A 17,909-nucleotide genomic window follows, 5' to 3' on the forward strand; every position below is an offset into this window, starting at 1 on the left:
GCCGCAATACGCAAAGACGCCCTTTTTAGGGCGTCTTTTATTTTTGGAAAATGAGATCTTCCATATTATGTTATTCCTTATATTCTATTAGAATCATGGTTTAGTTCTATCTGTTCTTTTAAATCGTTTCTTAATTTCTCTACTTTCTCGAACTTCCTTACAGTCAGCAATGAAAAAACACTAACTACAATATACTTCATCATTATTTCATCTTTATTTTGCTCAATAATTTTTTCCACCAGAATGTTCCTTTATTTTTTTAAGTATATTATAAAAAAAACACCGCATGAACATTACCTCTTAAAATTCAGCCTCCACTTATAGAAGACTTGATTTCGAGGTGTGTGCGAATCAATTACTACAATCCATTTATTGAAACTACGACAGGCTTTGGAAAAGAGTGATCGTTATAAATAAACTAGATAAACAACCAACAGACAATAATGTTATCATTTTCCACCGGTTTATTTTATTTGAAGGTTTTACAGCCTCTTTAGACACCATAACCCATGCAGCCATAGATATGATAACTATGAGAAACAGCACGTCTTGAGACATATTTCACACCGCCTTTCTTTATATATTACGATCAGCTTACTTTAAATTTTCAAAAATCATCCAATTCCGCCTCATATCTCGAAACTGAGTCTCCTGCCCTTTCACTGAAGACTCAATTTCGGGATAATGACAAACACAACTCAACCTCCATAATAGTCTTTTAACAATTCATCCATCACACGGTTGGTGCGAAGAGCCGTCTCCCCTGTACTCGGACACGTCCCTTTGCCTGTAAGCTCATGAACGATCGACTCGATATGAGGCTGCTGGATATGCTTGGGGTGTTCAATAGTAAAGTCTTCTTCTCCCTCTTCTGTAAGCAGCTTCACCGGTTTGTCATCAAACGTGGAAAACTGGATTTCTCCTTTTGAGCCGACGATCTTGTTGTTATCTTCATGTTTGTAAGAGGAGAAGTTCCACACGCCTGTGCCTGCCGCTCCAGATTCAAACCGCCACGTTCCGCTGACCGTATCCTCTGCGGGGTACACGTCAGCGAGGTTACAGGCGGTGCCTTTCACGTCCTTCAGCGGACCCAGGAGATAGTCAAAAAGGTCGAGGGTATGGGCCCCCACATCATAAATCAACCCGGCGCCGCTCGTTTCCGGCATGACGCGCCACGGCCAGTTCCCTTGCTCGTCTCTTTCCGTTAAACGCTGCGTCTGTTGGATGGATACAAACCGGACATTTCCGATAGCTCCATTGTCGAGCAGCTCTTTAACCTTTAAAAACCTCGGAAGTGATCGACGGTAATAGGCGACAAACAGAGGTACGCCATGCTTTTCACAAATCTCCACCATCTCGGCACAAGCTTCCGTACGGTCTGCCATCGGCTTCTCCACATAAACGGGTTTGCCCGCTTCTGCTGCCATGAGCGTATATTCCTTATGAGAGGAAGGCGGTGTGGCTATGTAGACGGCATCCACTTCAGGATCATGAATCAGTGCTTCCGCTTTGTCATACCATTTCGGAACACCGTGACGCCTGGCGTAGTCTTCAGCCTTCTCCCCGTCTCTTCTCATAACCGCTGTGAGCGAGCTGTTGTCGATAAGTTGAAACGCCGGACCACTTTTGACTTCTGTGACATTGCCGCATCCTATGATTCCCCATCGGACTGTATTCATTTGTTACTCCTCCTGTCTTGTTTCAATGATGTAAAATAGCACTCCCTTTTCTTCTTTCCACGCCAACGAAGCATTTCCCTGTTCGAAATAAGAAAAAACCCCTGCTTTAAGCAGAGGCTTTTCGGTCAGGAAGAAACCAGCTGTTCTTCCTTCCATTTTTTATTGTATTCATCCATACGCTCATTGTGGGAGGAGACCATCGCACGGGCACTGGCCTCTGGATCGATATACTGCTTGGCCAGGTTCACGGCATTGGCTGCATCCTGGAAGGCCCCGGCAATCAAGTGAAGCTTTCCTTCGTGATGAAGGATGTCACCAGCAGCGAACAAGCCCGGGACCGAGGAGGCACTCTGGGCAGAGCCTTTTATGAAAAAGTCATCCACCCGCTCCAGCGGGATCGGGCTTTGGTCAAGAAGGGATGCGTCTCGGTTGAAGCCATGGCTGATGATGACTTCATCGACATCCAGCGTTCTTACCCCGTGTTCCGGATGGGTGAGCGTAACCTGACTGATCTCCGTTCCTGCTTCATTGGCGGTCAACGCCTGGATGGCGGACTGCTCATTCAGCTCAACGCCCTGTTCGATGAGAAGGTCAATACTCGCTTCATGACCTTTCAGTTCTTCCCGGCGGTAAACGAGATGGACACGTTCTGCAATGGGAGCCAGTTCATTCGCCCAGTCGATGGCTGAATGACTTCCTCCCGAAATGACCACACGCTTGCCGGCAAAGCGCTGAAAGGACGGCACGGTATAATGAAGGTTGCTGACTTCAAATTTCTCCGCTCCCTGGATATCCAGTTTCTTCGGTTCGATGATGCCGCCGCCGACTGCGACAATCACAGATTGCGACCAGTGCACTTGTCCGTTATGGGTGGTGAGCTTAAATGTACCGTCGACCTTCTCGATGGACGTTACCTTTTCTCCCAGCACGATATCCGGATCGAACGTCGTTCCCTGCTTTACGAGGTGATCGATCAACTGCTGTCCGGTGACAGCCGGAAGACCCCCGACATCCCAGACTATTTTCTCAGGGTATACATGCACCTTGCCGCCGAGAAACGGGTGGCTTTCGATGATTTTCGTTTTCATGTTTCGTAAACCGCTGTAAAAAGCTGAGAAAAGCCCGGCTGGTCCTCCGCCGATAATCGTCACGTCGTGCATATGTATCCGCTCCCTTTTTTGATCTGTTACACACATTATAGTGAAAGTGAGAATCATTTTCAATAAGAATCATCAAAAAGAAAACAGCTCCCGCCTAAAAGCAGAAACCGTTTTGTGGACGATTATCTTCTAGGAATAGCACGACGGAGATCAAAAAAGCCGAACAAACCGCAGATAACACCGCCGGCAAGGAAAAACCAAGGCAGGAAAAGACCCCCTTCTCCCCATGTATGTACGAACGTATAAAAACAAGGAGAGCGCCATACGTCCGGCAGAACTTTTCCAGCTTACGCCCGGCTGTCTTCATAGTTCTCCTCCTTTTCGTTCATGAGGGAGCTCAACAACCTAATCATGTTCAGCACTGCTGCATAAAGCAGGGCACTGCCCGCCCCTAAGCCTGATAACAGGAGGTCTTCCTCCGATTTCACAAAGCAAACACCCAGGATGCATCCGGCAGCACCTCCCGCCAGGATCCAAATAACAAGACGAAGCGGTGAGCGTATCGGAAAGCTTTTGTGAACAGATGTAATGATCTTGTCAGCCAGCGTTCCTCCGATTAGAAAGAGCGGGAATGTAAAGCCGAAAACCATGACCGAATTGTCATATCCCGGGCTTCTTATGTTCCAAATGATACTTAAACTGATAGCAGCTAAAAAAGCGGCCAGACTTCTATGAAAAATACCTATTCCCCCAGACTCATTGTCTATTCTTATGTAAAGTGTTCTGTTTTCTATGACCTGTCAAGTGGATATGGTAAGATAGGAACAGCCCCTGCCAAGACAACCAGCAGGACAACGTGATTGACAGGAGGAAGCCGCTATGAAAGACAAATTGAAAAAGGATGAATGGTTCCATTACATCATCGCCATCGCTGCCCTGGCGTCCGGACTGCTTCATTTCTTCTTTAATTGGGACTATTACCATCATCACCATTACTTAACTTCAGGACTGTTGTTCTTTACCATTGGTCCTGTCTTATACGTGGTTTGTGCCTTTGCCTATTACCGGGCAAAAACTCACGATTGATTGAAAAAGGCCGTGCCTGTTCCGTGTACGGCCTCTTTTTTCGTTCAACTTTACCTATCATCGACGACGATGTAGGTCGCCTTCACCGGACCGTGCACCCCGACAATCAGGTTCATTTCAATATCCGCGCTGTTGCTCGGACCTGTAATAAAGCTCACGCATGAGGAAACAGGCACCCCTTTTTTCTCCTGCTCATGAATGATTTTTGCTGCCTGCGTCATCCTCGGGACGAGCGTGCTTTTCGGGATAACCGCTACGAAGGTTTCCGGAAGCAGGCTGATTGACCTTCCGTTCCAACGATCGTTGAAAAGGGTGACGGTCCCTGATTCAGCAAGGGTCACATCGCTGAACACGATGCCGGCCCCGGCCTTTTCTGCGGTCGTCACGTTCTTCTGTCCTTCCTGCTCATCCCACACATGGACATGGTAACCATCCTGTCTCATTGTTTCAAAGACATCAGAAAGACCGTACGCTTCCAGACGGGGACCGCCGGCGCTGACGATATTTTGAATATGACCCTCCTCCCATACACGCCTCAAGGTATCCCCAAGCTCATCAACTGTCGTTTCTACCAAGGTCGTATGAATAATTTCACATTGTTCCTTTAATTTTCCCAGCAGCTGATCCTGGTCTGCTCCTTGGAAGACCCGCTCCTGAGGCTGTACGGAGTAGGCTGGTCGTTCAGCCCTTGTTCTCCGGTCCCTTCCCAATTGTCCGGCGAGTTGATCCAGGAAGCGTTCCCGATTATAGACGGTCATCTTTCTCCCTCCTTTTCTCCCGTTCATCAAACCACGTTCGAAAGCTCTTTTTCGCTGGTGCCGGAAAATCCCGGGCTGCCGTCCACGCTTTCATCGGACCCGGTCCATTCTTGATCGACCCGTCCTTCGTCCACGGTTTCAATACCGTTCCCGCCATTTTCGTACTGAGTTTGTAAGCAGCAGGCGTCGAGGCCCATTGTGCAAAACCGTTCATAGCGAGCCGCTCCGCTTTGGTCGTTTTCTGTTCCTTTTCCACGATGATTTCCCTGTGGCGGATCAAATGTTCATGAAGCGGGATTTTCACCGGACAGGCTTCGGTGCAGGCCGCACAAAGACTGGAAGCGTAAGGCAGCTCCTTATGGTCTTCATACCCATCAAGCAGCGGTGTAAGGACAGCCCCGATCGGTCCCGGGTAAATGGAATTGTACGAATGTCCGCCGACATGGCGGTAAACCGGACAGACGTTGATACATGCCGCGCACCGGATGCAGTGGAGGGCGGACTGGAATTCCGTTCCTAAAATCTTCGAGCGGCCGTTATCGACGATGACCAGATGAAAATCTTCCGGGCCGTCCACTTCATTTTCCAGACGACTGCCCGTCAGCGACGTAATGTAGCTCGTCAGTTTCTGCCCGACCGCCGCGCGGGTCAACAGGCTGACAAGCACCTCCAGCTCCTCCCATGTCGGTACGATTCGTTCCATGCCCATCACAGCAATCTGTGTATCCGGGAGTGTACTGACCATACGGGCGTTTCCTTCATTCGTCACGAGCGTCACGGTACCCGATTCGGCTACGGCAAAATTACAGCCGGTTACACCGATATCCGCTTCCAGAAAATCCTGCCGGAGCTGCTCGCGGGCAAAAGCCGCCAGTTCTTCCGGGTCATCGGTTTTCGTATAGCCTTTTTTCGTGACGAACGTCTCTCTGATCTGGCTTTTATTTTTGTGAAGGGCGGGCGTAACGATATGGGACGGGGGGTCTTCATCGAGCTGCAGAATCCATTCGCCAAGATCCGATTCCACAACCTCACACCCACTTTCCTCAAGGGCTTCATTCAAGCCGATTTCCTCCGTCACCATTGACTTCGATTTGACGACTTTCCGGGCCTGTTTTTCCGCAGCGACCTTCTTCACATAGGCGTTGGCTTCCTCGGCCGTCTCAGCAAAAAACACCGTTCCGCCCCTTTTTTCCACCTGCTCACTCAACTGATGCAAGTAGGAGTCGAGGTTTTCCATTGTATGCCTGCGGATCTCCTCCCCAAGCGTACGCCAGTCCTCCCAGTCTCCGAGCTCTTCTGCCGCTTTCAGCCGCCCTGTCCGGAAACGGCCCTGCGCTGAGCTGACGGCGCTGCGCATAAACGTGTTGTCGATCCCTTCCTGAATCCGGTCCGCATACGTTTTCGTTCCAATTTTTATACTCATTTGTCCGCCCTCCCCGTTATTGGCTGTTCAGAACTTGAGCGATGTGCAGCACTTTCACGTCATCTTCGTTCCGTGATAAGCGTCCGCCGATATTCATGAGGCAGCCCATATCGCCGCCGATTAAGTATTCCGCTTTTGTCTCCGTGACGTGGCACGTTTTCTCCTCGACCATCTGTGCGGATATGGCCGCATTTTTCACAGCAAATGTCCCGCCGAACCCGCAGCAGTCCTCCTCTTGAGGCAGATCGATCAAGGTGAGTCCTTCGACATTTTCCAAAAGGCGGCGCGGCGCATCTTTTACTCCCAGCAGCCTCGTCATGTGACAGGAGGGGTGGTAGGTAGCTGTACCTTGAAAAGTAGAGCGAACGTCTTCGATGCCTAAAACGTCTACGATGAACTGCGTCAGCTCGTAGGTTCTTCCGGCTACATGTTCTGCGCGTTTCTGCCATTCCGGTTCGTCCCTCAAAATATGTGGATATTCTTTCATCATCTGCACACAGGAACCTGATGGACCAACGACATACTCGGACGCATCAAAGGCTGCAATCATCTGCTTGACGGCTTGTTTGGACTGGGTCGTGTACCCGCTGTTGTAGGCGGGCTGTCCGCAGCACGTCTGACCAGCTGGAAAATCCACTTCGCATCCGAAACGCTCCAACAGCTGTACCGTATCCTTCCCCACATCCGGCGTAAAGGTATCACACAAACAAGTGATAAATAACGAAACGTTCATCATTCATCCTCCCTTTTAATCATAAGGTCATCTGATGACTGGAGTAGAACCCTTTCATCACGAAATGATTCCACTGAGCGATTCTCTGACGTGATTCAAATGTTCCACCATAAATGCCTGCGCTTCCTCGTTTTTTTCTTCCTTTATGGCAGCAAAAATCCGTTGATGCTGGTCCAGCAGCTGACGTGTGCCTTCTTCGGTGTGAAGGAGCTTCCTTGTCTCCCGCATGCCCTGCATCATGATTTCCGACACGCTCTGCATGAGGTGAAACAGCATTTGATTGTGAGCAGCTTTTACTAGTGCCATGTGAAACGCCAGATCCGCCTGCTCCCCGATGTCTCCATTCCCCTTCGCTCTTTCCATCTCAAAAAGAGCCGCTTCCATGGCTTGAAGGTCTTCATCTGTCCGTGATAAAGCTGCCGCTCCTGCCGCCCCCACCTCGAGGATCTGCCGGACTTCCAGCAGTTCTCTCATATCTTCCGGCTTCATTAGAAACGCGACAGATGCAGGAACGGTGAACCGGGCAGGGTCAAACGTTTTGACATACGTCCCTTCGCCCTGGTGCATTTCAAGAATACCCATGGCCCGCAGCGCACTGAGCGCTTCCCTGATTGCTGACCGGCCGACATCAAAGCTTTTTGCCAAAGCTTCCACACTGTCCAGCTTATCCCCCGGCTTCAACCGACCTTCCTTTAAAGATTCCAATAACGAATCCGCTACCTGTTCATAAATTTTCTTTCTCCGAATCGGTTTATACTCCACGCCACTTCCCCCAACCCTATCTTTTAATTTCAGTTTACTGTATTCTTCCATTCTTTGAAAGCGCTCACGGAAAAATAACAAAAGATTCGGAAGGTTTTTAAAGACACCAGAAAGGTTAAAGGAACGCAGGCTGTATTTTTGACGTTTTTTCTTAACGTATGTAAAATGACCGCATAAACAAATTTTGCACGAAGGCAACTTTTAGAAAGGTGATAACTATGATTGAAGCGTTTCAAGATATGAACCCTGTGATGCAGGCCTTTATCGGTACTCTTTTTACGTGGGGCATGACAGCTCTCGGAGCCGCTCTCGTCTTCTTCGTAAAGGGGACGAATCAAAAGTTTCTCGATAGTATGCTGGCTTTTGCCGGCGGGGTGATGATTGCGGCGAGTTACTGGTCATTGCTTGCACCGGCTATTGAAATGTCTGAGAATGGTCCTGTACCAAGCTGGATTCCAGCCCTTGTCGGTTTTTTACTGGGCGGAGCCCTTCTATTGATGATTGACCGGATGCTTCCGGCTTTGGATACAGATAAGTATTTGAATGACATCAAGGATAACCGTGCTAAAAATCGGACCGCCCTGCTCATTTTTTCCATGACGCTGCACAACATCCCGGAGGGACTTGCCGTCGGTGTAGCCTTTGGTGCGCTTGCCTCGAGCGGAACGGAATCGACGCTTGCCGGAGCGGTCGCCCTGGCGCTTGGTATCGGTATTCAAAACTTCCCGGAAGGTACAGCCGTATCCATGCCGCTCCACCGTGACGGGATGGGCAAGAAGAAAAGCTTTATGTTCGGGCAGTTTTCCGGCATGGTCGAACCAATCGCGGCCGTCGTTGGTGCGGTTGCTGTGATTTTCATCGAACCGATTCTCCCCTATGCGTTAAGCTTCGCTGCCGGGGCGATGATTTTCGTCGTGGCTAAGGAAATCATCCCGGGTTCTCATGAAAAAGGGAACGTGAACCTCGCTTCGATCAGTCTCATGCTCGGTTTCGCCATCATGATGACGCTCGATGTCGCGCTGGGGTAACGATGTGCTTACCTATTGGAAAAACTGCTCCCTATATTATGCAGAGTGGTCACCTTCCGCTTTTTGGTGGATGCTTGCCGCGGGCACGGCCTCAGCTGACTTGGGCAGGAAAACCACCTGCCCAAGTGGATCTTCGGTCCGCGCTGTTCCCGCAGGCGTCACCACCAAACACTTCACGAGACCTTACTAAATGACGAGATGAAAATAGGGATGGGTTGACTTGAACGCTCATCAGCTTAAAGCGGTTTGCCGGAGCTTCAGGAGGCATTAGAAAAGAACACGTGCTCTCTACAAATGGAAAAAAGCTCAGAGACAGGGTCTCTGAGCTTTTTTTATCCTGTATACCGATGATAGAGGGTTTTCGCTTCGGCTACACTCTGGGTTCCGTGAATGAGGGCGCGTCCGTCTTTAAAGAACACCATCCGCTTATCCCCGGTCGTAAACGAAAGCAGGTACGGGTTCTGTTCCACCTTGCCGTCCTGACCGGACAGGGTCTCGGCGAGCACGGTCAGGTTCCATTCCTGCTTCGATGCCGGGCGGATCTGCACAGAGTCACGCCCGCAGAGGACAGCTGTCTTCATCTGCTGGTCATAGGATAAGAACGGATAGGATGCCTCTCGGCCGCAGGACGGACAGTCATCCTTTTTCACGCTGGAGACGCCGATGGCTGAATGCTGGTTCGTCCATAGATCAAAAGAAACGAGTTTCTTCCTGACAGCGTCCCAGTCTTCGACTAACAGTTTCATAGCTTCTGCTGTCTGATGAGCGGTCACCATCTGGACCGCTGGACTGATAATACCTGCGGTGTCACATGTCAATCCTCCAAGCGGCACCTGCTCCATCAAGCAGTGCAGGCACGGCGTTTCTCCCGGAAGAATGGTATAGCTGATGCCATAGCTCCCGACACAGGCCCCGTAAACCCACGGGATCTGATGCTTTTGGGAAAGATCATTGATGATCATCCGGATATCAAAATTATCAGTGGCATCAATGATGACATCAACGCCCTCCAGAAGGGGCTCCAGTTCAAGCGGTGTCGCATCGACGACTTTTGCATCAATGATGACCTCACTGTTTACCTGCTCCAGCCTCTGCCGGGCAGCGACCGCTTTCGGAAGCCGGGTCTCTGCGTCTTTTTCTGTATACAGCTGCTGACGCTGAAGATTGCTCCATTCCACATAATCCCTGTCAAGGATCGTCAGTTTTCCCACCCCGGCGCGCACAAGATTTTCAGCGGCTCCGGTTCCGAGGGCACCTGCCCCGATGATCAGTACATGTTTGCTGCTGATTTTCTCCTGCCCCTTTTCCCCGATGGGCTGGAACAGAGTCTGTCTTGAATATCGGTCGTTCATGTTCGGCTCATTCCCTCCATTGGACTGCTGGCCGCAGCATAACGCTTTTTCGGGATCCTCCCTGCTTCAAATCCAAGCCGTCCTGCCTGTATGGCAAGCTTCATCGCTTCCGCCATTTTCACAGGATCATCGGCGGCAGATACAGCAGTATTCAACAGCACACCATCAGCGCCAAGTTCCATCGCCGCTGCTGCATCGGCTGGTGAACCGATGCCCGCATCCACAATGACCGGCACTTCGGCCTGTTCAATAATCAAATCCAGCTGATGCGGATTGAGAATCCCCTGCCCTGACCCAATCGGGGACGCCCCTGGCATTACGGCGTGGGCTCCCATTTCTTCCAGTCGTTTTGCAAGGACGACGTCATCCGACGTATAAGGAAGAACCGTAAAGCCTTCCTCCAACAGCATTTCCGTCGCCTTCAACGTTTCGACCGGATCGGGCAGAAGCGTTTTTTTACAGCCGATTACTTCTACCTTAATCATATCGCAAAGTCCGGAAGATTTGGCTAATTTTGCATGCCGCACCGCCTCTTCAGCATTTTCCGCCCCTGCCGTGTTAGGCAGAAGTGTATAACGGCCGACATCGAGCTGTTGAAGCAGGTCCGGCTGCTGCGGTTCAAAAATATTCATTCTCCGGACGGTAAAGGTAAGGATATCGGTTTCCGATACGTCTACAGCCTTTTTCTGCGTTTCAAAATCAGGATATTTCCCTGTCCCCAACAGCAGTCGTGAGTTAAACGTGAAATTTCCAATCTTAAGCATGATTATCCCCCTCCTACGAATTGGACCAGTTCCATTTGATCGCCTTCATGCAGCTGTGAATGGCCGTGCTCGCTTTTTTCTAAAATGGTGTCGTTCAGTTCCACCATCACCACTCGGTTATCCAATTGAAAGTGGCTCAGAAGCGTACGGACATCAGCCAGGTGGTCAGGAATCTCATGCCACTCGCCGTTAATTTTCACATTCATGATGATCCTCCTTTATAACGTGATGAAGCTTTGTCCACTCGTCACCCAGTCCGGCTCCACCGGCTTCCCTTCGATTTGGTCCGCCACCAGCGTTCCAGTCACCGCCGAAAGCAGGATGCCGTTCCGGTAATGGCCTGTCGCCAGCCACAGCCCCTCTTTTTCAGGATGTGGACCGACATAAGGAATGCCGCTTTTCGTCTGCGGCCGGATTCCGGCCCACGTAGCTTCCATTTCGGCATTCCGAAGTGAAGGAACGAGGCGTCGGGCTTTTTCCATCAATTGAAAAAGGCCCTCTACAGTAACGGACTCGTCGAAGGAACCCACCTGTTCAGTGGCGCCGATAACGAGGCGGTTTCCCGCCTTCGGAACGATGTAGCAGCCTTTTGTGAAAAGGGTCCCTGTGATGAGCGGCCGTTTCGTCCGGACAGAAAAGCACTCCCCTTTGACCGGGTACGTTTCCACAATGGTGCGTTCAGCATTCAAAAGCGAAGCACTCCACGCCCCGGCAGCTGCGATGACCGCATCCCCTGTATACGTGCCTCCGATGGTGTTGACTCCAATGATCCGACCGTTTTCTTCCACCAAACCGGTGACGTCCGTGTGTTCCAGGAAATCCGCGCCGAGCGCTGCGGCCGAAGCCGCATACGCTTTTGTCAGCTTTGGTGCGTCTACCTGTCCGTCTTCCGGCAGGTATAATGCTCCTGTAATCCTGTCGGAAAGAGACGGCTCTGTATCACGCATTTCATCACGATCGATCCACCGGGCTGTTTCACCGACCGCTTCCTGCGATTTCCCCAGCTGCTTCCACGCTTCCTTTTCCTCATTCGTAAGGGCAATTTTATACAACCCTTTCTGCTGGAGTCCGATATCCACCCCGCTGAGTTCTTTCAATTCAGCTGCAAGAGAAGGAAACATCGCCCGGCTCGTTCTCGCCATTTGAAAAAGCGGATCGTCCCCTTTCCATTCGGACTGAGCCCCAAGCATGCCGGCGGCGGCGCTTGATGCTTTCTGTCCAGTTTTCCCCCGGTCGATGACGAGGACTTTTTTCTGCCGCTTAACCAGCTGATACGCAATAGAATTCCCAATCACTCCACCACCCACAACAATTGCGTCATAAAACATCCCTCCATCTCCTTCCCAGTCGGTATTGATAACGGCGGACCGCCTTTTCCGCATCGTCTGCTAATAGAATGCCGGATAGTACAGCCGCTCCCGACGCTCCAAAGGGCTGAAGACGGCTGACATTTTCCGGTGTCAATCCCCCTATCGCGGTGACAGGCAGCGAGACTGCCTGTGTGACCCTCTGCAGAGCCTCGAGCCCGCGTCCCGCCGATCCAGGCTTGGATGCTGTCTCAAAGACATGTCCGAACAAAATAAAATCTGCTCCCCGTTTTTCTGCAGTGACAGCTTCTTCTACAGAATGGACCGAACACCCGGCGTTTAAAAAAGGAAAAGCCCGCTTAACCTCTTCGACCGGAAGACTGTGTCCGGACAGCTGCACGTGAGGCACTGCTTTTGCCACGGCTACATCCACCCTGTCATTGATGACGAGCTTTTCGGTTGGAAACCCAAGGTCTGTCAAAGCATCTACAGTATCCGCCACTTCACTTGCGGACCACTGCTTTTCACGAAGATGGAAGAAATCAATCATCGGTTCAATCGCAGCCACCCTTGTGCACAGTTCCTCCCTGGACTGCCGCCCTGTGGAAATGACGTGCAGTTTCATTCACGTCCGGCTGCGATCGACTGTTTTAAATCAAACGGCCATTCCTCCATACGGTAAGCCATTTCCCAGAACATATATTCATACTGACTGCTGATGATAAACAATTCCTTCATCCGGGATCTGCCGGCATCTGTTTTCGCTTCAGCCAGTTCATCAAGGCGCTCGATCTGCTCTTCTACAAGCGTCCGGAACCAATCCCCTCCGTAAGCCGCAATCCATTCCTGATAGACCGGTTCTTCCGGTGACGATTCTTTCAAATGTTCGCCGACTTCATAATACAGCCAGTAGCACGGAAGAATCGTCGCAATCACATCCCCTAAGTCCCCGTTATACGCTCCTCTGTACATATGGGACGCATACGCATAGGCCGTTGGTGACGGTTTGAACTGCTCCCGCTCTTCCTGCGTAATGCCCAGCTGCTTCGAAAAATTCTCATGAAGCCCAAGCTCAGCTTCATACGTACTTTGAGCATGAGACGCCATATTGGCCATGACAGCCATATCTTCAGACTTTGCAGCTCCCAGTGACTGGACACGGGCAAAATGAGACAAGTAATACGAATCCTGAAGCACATAATAACGGAACTTTTCGAGAGGAAGCGTTCCCTCTCCAATCCCTGTGACAAAAGGATGGTGAAAACTTCCCTCCCAAATCTCATCCACGGCCTTTCTGATTTCTTCTGAAAATGTCATATCCACTCTCTCCTTTGTTGAACGATCCGCCACTGATTTTTTCCACTAAAAAAGCCACTTTCCCCGGCATAGGAAAAGTGGCTGATATACATTTATTTTCATAGACATGTATAGGTATCGGCCACTTCCCTACGCTGGTATAAACCAGATCAGGTTCCAAGAGTCTTAAAGCATCACTTTAATCTCAGCCTTTGAGAAGGCACCCCTAGTGGATCGCTCGTTATTAAATTCCCTTTCATCGTAACACGTTAGAATTTTTTGTCAAAAACAAATTTTCGACTGCCGTTCCACGGCTTTCTGGATACTGTTGGCGGTCCATGGAGGAATCGGGACGGGACTCTCGTTTAGACCCGGCTCGACCCAGACCATGTCCGCCACTTCTTCCGGACTCTTTATATAGGGCTCTCCTGTGAAATCCGTAGTCAAAAACACGATATTCAGAACCTGGATATCCCCGATTAAAAAAGTATTGCTGTGTACATAGGTAAGGTCCCCATCCAAAGTGAGGCCGATCTCCTCTTTAATTTCACGGCGGACGTTATCTTCCAGCACATCAAGGGAATCCGGACTGAACTCCATTTTCCCTCCAGGCAGCGAATACAATCCTCCCGCGTGCTCCTCTTCCGGTGACCTTTGAATAAGTAGAATATGGTCCTCTTTCATAATGGCCGCTTCTACGTTTATGATATAAGAATACGACATATACAAACCTCCTTTTTTAACCAATCCTTACCAAATTCGACACACCGCTTCAATTTCCTCCCCCTCATGAAGAAAAGACTATTGAGCATATTCATAGTGTCTCTTTATTATAAACCGTTACACAGAACGGATAATAACGTCTTTGACTTTCTGCATCGCTCCATCAATGGCAGAAGCCTTCAGGGAAGCGAGGTAGACAACGACACCTGCTCCTTCTTCCACCTTACCAAAGCGCTGGATATCCACGATAATGGTCCTCTGCAGGGAAGGACAAGTCAAGTCATTTCATTCTAAAAACACCCGCCCTTTTCAGGACGGGTGTTTTTTTATGCTCATCTCAGGTAAAATATGGCTCGGAGAGGAGGAAAACAATGACACAACTGAAAGTCCTTTCTGCGTGGAACATCCTTCCCGCTGCGCTTTTGATCACTGCCGGATGGTTTCTGTTGGATGTCAATCCATCCAACACCTACACGGGATCCCTCTTTCTTATCCTGTTCTGGACAGTGAAAAGCGGACTGGACGCCTGGAGGTATCACTTGATCCGCCAAAATAAGCATGCCATTTTAAACTTCGGCTTTACCGCTGTCAGTCTTGTCTTGTTGTTTTATGTCCTCTAAGGGAAGGCAGCAGTTAAAGAGAACCATCCACTTATAAGGAGCGGATACATATGTTAAAAAAGATTCGAATCCTCTTATCAGTCATAATCATCCTTTTGTCCGGCTACGGATTATGGACAGATAAATCAGGAGACCTTTTGTCTTTCACTCTCGCAGGTTTTGCCATTCTTATGGTTATCCTTGGCCTTGAAGAACAAAAAGAAACAACCAAAAAGCGTGCCTCCATTTATTATGCGGTCTCTGTTTTCTGTCTGTTTACTTCCATAGCCGGATTCATCCAATAATAAGAGTCCCTTTAGATGAGATCCCTATTCCTGCAAACGCGACTTAAACATCCTAGATCGCATAAGGGAAGGCGACGTGGAGTGTTCGATGGTGACGCCTGTGGAAAAGCATAAGGTGAAGATCCACTTGGGCAGGTGGTTTTCGTGCCCAAGTCAGCTGAGGCCGTGCCCGCGGCGGGCATCCACCGATAGGCGGAGCGTGACAATCGCAGTCCCCCCCTCGAGGAGAAAAGCTTTTCTACATGAGGAGAGCCCCTGGAGAGGGGCTCTTTACACCAACGTATGGATAAAATCAATTTCACTCATCACCTGTATGCCGTTCCGTTCAAGCAGGGCCGCCGTGACCCCTTTTCCAGTAACCTGTCTCCCGCTGAACGTGCCGTCATAGACGAGGGTACTGCCGCAGGACGGGCTTCCCTCCTTCAACACTACCGTATCAATCTGCAGATCTCTTACCGTTTCCAACGTCAAATATGCCCCTCTTATGTACGTCTCTGTTACATCGGTTCCTGTCTTTTCCATTACACGGGCCCGGCCTTTCAGGACATCCTCTCCATCACCGCCGATAATCTCTGCCGGAGGGCGCGGGACCATGAATCCTCCCAGCAGTTCCGGGCAGGCGGGAACCGCTTTCTTTTCCAATATTAATTTTTGAATTTTCTCCTGGAGGCAGTCGGTGCCATCGTAGCGCACTTTCATACCAGCCAGACAGGAACTGATCAAAATCACCCTTCTTTTCCTCCCTTTATCTTTTATTAAAAAGAAAGTCCAGACCCTGCTGACAGAGTCCGGGCCTTCCACCTAAACCACTTCCATCAGACAGACACTAAAATACTCTCTTTCATCTGATACGACACGCTGAAGCAGAAAACCGCTCGATCTGCCCAGTTGAATCATATCTTCCGAATCATATTTATAGGAGTTCTCTGTATGGATTCTTTCCTGCTTTTTCATCTCAATGGTATACCCGCCGACGGAAAGAACCTGATCCCTGACGCTTTCCAGGTGCATTTCAATTCTCCCGGCAGTTGAATTATAAAGAGCCACATGAGAAAAACTCTCCACATCAATCGATGCTCCATGATCACGATTCATCCTTGTGATCAAGTTTTTATTAAACGCTGCGGTCACCCCTGCCGCATCATCATAAGCGGCTTCCATGATCGTTTCGTCTTTTTTGCGATCAACTCCGAGGATCAGCTGATCGCCGGGTTGCAGGAGGCTTCGGATATTTCCGAGAAAACGCTCTGCCTCCTCCGGTTCAAAATTTCCGATCGTAGAGCCTGGGAAGAAAACGACTTTCTTCTTCCCCTTCAAATCAGGGAGTGTAAACGGCTGTGTATAGTCCGCACTGACGCCTTGAATATGAATCCCCGGATACGATGTCTGCAGCTGAGTCACCGTATCCGCCAGAAATTCTTCAGAAATATCGATGGGAATATAGCTTTCAATGTTCTTCACATGATCCAGCAGAATTTTCGTCTTTTTACTGCTGCCGCTGCCCAGCTCAATCAGGGCGGATGGTTCATGGAAAACGGATTTCCATGCACTCAGGTTTTCCAGAAGAATCTGCGCTTCTGTCCGTGTCTGGTAATACTCCGGCAGATCTGTAATCTGTTCAAACAGCTGTGACCCCTGCTCATCGTATAAAAATTTAGAGGAAATCCATTTCTTTTCTTCTAAAAGACCGGTGAGAATATTGGATGGCGCCTTTACATTCAAATGCGTCTTCATACATCCTCCGCCAATCGGATACCGCTGAACTGCCAGCGCATCTGCGGATGGAAAAAGTTCCGGTACGTCGCCCGGATGTGGGACTGCGGTGTAACACAGGCGCCTCCACGGAGAACGATCTGGTTCGCCATGAATTTGGCATTGTATTCACCAAGAGCTCCGTCCAGTGGTTTATTTCCCGGGTAGGGAACGTATGGGCTCTGTGTCCATTCCCACACATCGCCGTATGCCTTTTCGATCGTTCCATCTCCCTTATAAATGGAATGCGGCTGATACTGCTCATGCTCCATAAAGTGACCGTCCACCTCAAGCGCTTCCATGGCATGCTCCCACTCCTGTTCTGTCGGAAGCCTGTGCCCGGACCATCTCGCATACGCGTCGGCTTCGTAAAAGCTGACATGGCTGACCGGAGCATCCAGATCAATTTTCTGCAGACCGGAAAGTGTGAACATGTGCCATTCCCCGTCTTTATTCACCCAGTACTGAGGATGCTTCCACTGATGTTCCTTCACCGTTCCCCAGCCGTCCGAAAGCCAGTGCTCGGGCTGTTCATAGCCACCTGCCTCCATAAACTGCATGAACTCCCCGTTTGTTACCGGCCTGTTGGCAATGCGGTACGGATGAAGGTACGTTTTGTGGCGCGGACCTTCATGGTCAAAAGCAAACCCCTCCCCGTTATGACCGATTTCCGCGACCCCTTCTTCGAATTCAAAGAACGAAAGCTCAGGAGCACGGCCATAGGAAGCATCCACCTGCTCCTTGAATACCGGATAAAGCGGGTTATAGGAAAAGTTGTATTTGATGTCCATTAAGATGAGCTCCTGGTGCTGCTGTTCGTGCTGCAGACCGATTTCCACAAGCCCGTCAATATCTGCGTCACCGACACGTCCGGCAAGCAGGCGGCTCATTTCCTGATCCACATGACGGCGGTAATCCATCGTTTCCTCCACCGTCGGGCGGGTAATCAAACCACGCCTCTCCTGCGGGTGGAATTCTCCGACGGTTTCATAGTAGGAGTTGAAGAGGAATAGGAACGCCTCGTTATAATGCCGGTAATCAGGAATGTACACTTCCAGAATGAATTTCTCGAAAAACCATGTCGTGTGCGCCAGGTGCCATTTCGCCGGACTCACATGCTTAGCCGCCTGGACGACAAAGTCTTCCGTCTTCAGCGTTGCAACAAGCTTCTCTGTGAATGTTCTCGTTTCTGTATAGACACTTAATACACTTTGATGGGTCGTTTCCATATAGCAGCTCCTT

The 17,909-nt window shown here is 50.0% G+C and carries 22 protein-coding genes and 1 riboswitch; of the genes, 4 read left to right on the top strand and 18 right to left on the bottom strand.

The genetic code is table 11. The features are described from left to right. Positions 1–698 precede the first annotated feature (698 nt). From ACXADP_RS12970 to ACXADP_RS12980, 3 genes are all read right to left on the bottom strand, one after another. Positions 699–1,679: a Gfo/Idh/MocA family protein gene (locus tag ACXADP_RS12970; RefSeq protein WP_474971611.1), complete on the bottom strand. Its 981-nt coding sequence runs from the start codon at positions 1,677–1,679 to the stop codon at positions 699–701. A 125-nt stretch (positions 1,680–1,804) separates the two neighbouring features. Continuing rightward, entirely contained in the window at positions 1,805–2,839 is a 1,035-nt protein-coding gene (locus ACXADP_RS12975) for an NAD(P)/FAD-dependent oxidoreductase (RefSeq protein ID WP_474968234.1), read from the bottom strand. Between the two features lie 287 nt (positions 2,840–3,126). Next, on the bottom strand, positions 3,127–3,267 hold the full coding sequence (locus tag ACXADP_RS12980) for a hypothetical protein (protein ID WP_474971612.1): 141 nt from the start codon (positions 3,265–3,267) through the stop codon (positions 3,127–3,129). 391 nt (positions 3,268–3,658) lie between these two features. Here ACXADP_RS12980 and ACXADP_RS12985 point away from each other — a divergent pair, with 391 nt between their 5' ends. Then, entirely contained in the window at positions 3,659–3,865 is a 207-nt protein-coding gene (locus ACXADP_RS12985) for a hypothetical protein (RefSeq protein ID WP_474968232.1), read from the top strand. A 50-nt stretch (positions 3,866–3,915) separates the two neighbouring features. Here ACXADP_RS12985 and ACXADP_RS12990 read toward each other — a convergent pair whose 3' ends face one another. From ACXADP_RS12990 to ACXADP_RS13005, 4 genes are read right to left on the bottom strand one after another with little or no spacing between them, the layout of a single operon-like run. Further along, the gene (locus tag ACXADP_RS12990) at positions 3,916–4,623 is read right to left on the bottom strand and encodes a LutC/YkgG family protein (RefSeq protein ID WP_474971613.1); all 708 of its coding nucleotides are present in this window, start codon (positions 4,621–4,623) and stop codon (positions 3,916–3,918) included. Beyond that, on the bottom strand, positions 4,610–6,046 hold the full coding sequence (locus ACXADP_RS12995; RefSeq protein WP_474971614.1) for a LutB/LldF family L-lactate oxidation iron-sulfur protein: 1,437 nt from the start codon (positions 6,044–6,046) through the stop codon (positions 4,610–4,612). Before ACXADP_RS12995 ends, ACXADP_RS12990 begins: the two co-directional genes overlap by 14 nt. A 16-nt stretch (positions 6,047–6,062) precedes the next feature. Then, positions 6,063–6,779, bottom strand: coding sequence for a (Fe-S)-binding protein (locus ACXADP_RS13000; protein WP_474971615.1), 717 nt, complete (start codon positions 6,777–6,779; stop codon positions 6,063–6,065). 57 nt (positions 6,780–6,836) lie between these two features. Then, positions 6,837–7,541 carry a FadR/GntR family transcriptional regulator gene (locus ACXADP_RS13005; RefSeq protein ID WP_474971616.1) on the bottom strand — a complete coding sequence of 235 codons (705 nt, stop codon included), beginning with the start codon at positions 7,539–7,541 and terminating at the stop codon, positions 6,837–6,839. 218 nt (positions 7,542–7,759) lie between these two features. On the opposite strand from ACXADP_RS13005, the gene ACXADP_RS13010 reads away from it, so the two are divergent. After that, on the top strand, positions 7,760–8,569 hold the full coding sequence (locus tag ACXADP_RS13010) for a ZIP family metal transporter (protein ID WP_474968228.1): 810 nt from the start codon (positions 7,760–7,762) through the stop codon (positions 8,567–8,569). Positions 8,570–8,901: 332 nt separating this feature from the next. Here the strand turns inward: ACXADP_RS13010 and ACXADP_RS13015 are convergent, their stop codons facing one another. From ACXADP_RS13015 to ACXADP_RS13050, 8 genes are all read right to left on the bottom strand, one after another. Further along, entirely contained in the window at positions 8,902–9,921 is a 1,020-nt protein-coding gene (locus ACXADP_RS13015) for a thiazole biosynthesis adenylyltransferase ThiF (protein ID WP_474971617.1), read from the bottom strand. Next, positions 9,918–10,685, bottom strand: a complete 768-nt coding sequence (locus ACXADP_RS13020; protein ID WP_474971618.1) for a thiazole synthase — start codon at positions 10,683–10,685, stop codon at positions 9,918–9,920. The genes ACXADP_RS13015 and ACXADP_RS13020 overlap by 4 nt, the downstream gene beginning before the upstream one ends. A 2-nt stretch (positions 10,686–10,687) precedes the next feature. Further along, positions 10,688–10,891, bottom strand: a complete 204-nt coding sequence (gene thiS, locus ACXADP_RS13025) for a sulfur carrier protein ThiS (protein ID WP_474968224.1) — start codon at positions 10,889–10,891, stop codon at positions 10,688–10,690. Between the two features lie 12 nt (positions 10,892–10,903). Further along, positions 10,904–12,013: a glycine oxidase ThiO gene (thiO, locus tag ACXADP_RS13030; protein WP_474968223.1), complete on the bottom strand. Its 1,110-nt coding sequence runs from the start codon at positions 12,011–12,013 to the stop codon at positions 10,904–10,906. After that, positions 12,003–12,617 (bottom strand): thiazole tautomerase TenI, encoded by a 615-nt coding sequence (tenI, locus tag ACXADP_RS13035; protein ID WP_474971619.1) that lies wholly within the window; start codon positions 12,615–12,617, stop codon positions 12,003–12,005. The genes thiO and tenI overlap by 11 nt, the downstream gene beginning before the upstream one ends. Beyond that, positions 12,614–13,309, bottom strand: a complete 696-nt coding sequence (gene tenA / locus ACXADP_RS13040; protein WP_474968221.1) for a thiaminase II — start codon at positions 13,307–13,309, stop codon at positions 12,614–12,616. Before tenA ends, tenI begins: the two co-directional genes overlap by 4 nt. A 109-nt stretch (positions 13,310–13,418) precedes the next feature. Beyond that, positions 13,419–13,526: riboswitch (TPP riboswitch) on the bottom strand. Positions 13,527–13,570: 44 nt separating this feature from the next. Further along, positions 13,571–14,011, bottom strand: coding sequence for an NUDIX domain-containing protein (locus ACXADP_RS13045; RefSeq protein ID WP_474971620.1), 441 nt, complete (start codon positions 14,009–14,011; stop codon positions 13,571–13,573). A gap of 117 nt (positions 14,012–14,128) precedes the next feature. Beyond that, complete coding sequence (locus ACXADP_RS13050; RefSeq protein WP_474971621.1) at positions 14,129–14,290, bottom strand: hypothetical protein; 162 nt, start codon at positions 14,288–14,290, stop codon at positions 14,129–14,131. A 92-nt stretch (positions 14,291–14,382) separates the two neighbouring features. Here ACXADP_RS13050 and ACXADP_RS13055 point away from each other — a divergent pair, with 92 nt between their 5' ends. Further along, positions 14,383–14,631: a hypothetical protein gene (locus ACXADP_RS13055; protein ID WP_474971622.1), complete on the top strand. Its 249-nt coding sequence runs from the start codon at positions 14,383–14,385 to the stop codon at positions 14,629–14,631. 50 nt (positions 14,632–14,681) lie between these two features. Then, positions 14,682–14,915: a hypothetical protein gene (locus ACXADP_RS13060; RefSeq protein ID WP_474971623.1), complete on the top strand. Its 234-nt coding sequence runs from the start codon at positions 14,682–14,684 to the stop codon at positions 14,913–14,915. A gap of 270 nt (positions 14,916–15,185) precedes the next feature. Here the strand turns inward: ACXADP_RS13060 and ACXADP_RS13065 are convergent, their stop codons facing one another. The 3 genes from ACXADP_RS13065 to egtB form a co-directional block, all read right to left on the bottom strand. Beyond that, the gene (locus ACXADP_RS13065; protein WP_474971624.1) at positions 15,186–15,644 is read right to left on the bottom strand and encodes a 2-thiouracil desulfurase family protein; all 459 of its coding nucleotides are present in this window, start codon (positions 15,642–15,644) and stop codon (positions 15,186–15,188) included. 72 nt (positions 15,645–15,716) lie between these two features. Then, positions 15,717–16,649 carry an L-histidine N(alpha)-methyltransferase gene (egtD, locus tag ACXADP_RS13070; protein WP_474971625.1) on the bottom strand — a complete coding sequence of 311 codons (933 nt, stop codon included), beginning with the start codon at positions 16,647–16,649 and terminating at the stop codon, positions 15,717–15,719. Beyond that, positions 16,646–17,896: an ergothioneine biosynthesis protein EgtB gene (egtB, locus tag ACXADP_RS13075; RefSeq protein WP_474968214.1), complete on the bottom strand. Its 1,251-nt coding sequence runs from the start codon at positions 17,894–17,896 to the stop codon at positions 16,646–16,648. Before egtB ends, egtD begins: the two co-directional genes overlap by 4 nt. Between the last annotated feature and the right edge of the window lie 13 nt (positions 17,897–17,909).

The organism is Halobacillus sp. AWH4_228 (assembly GCF_056158365.1).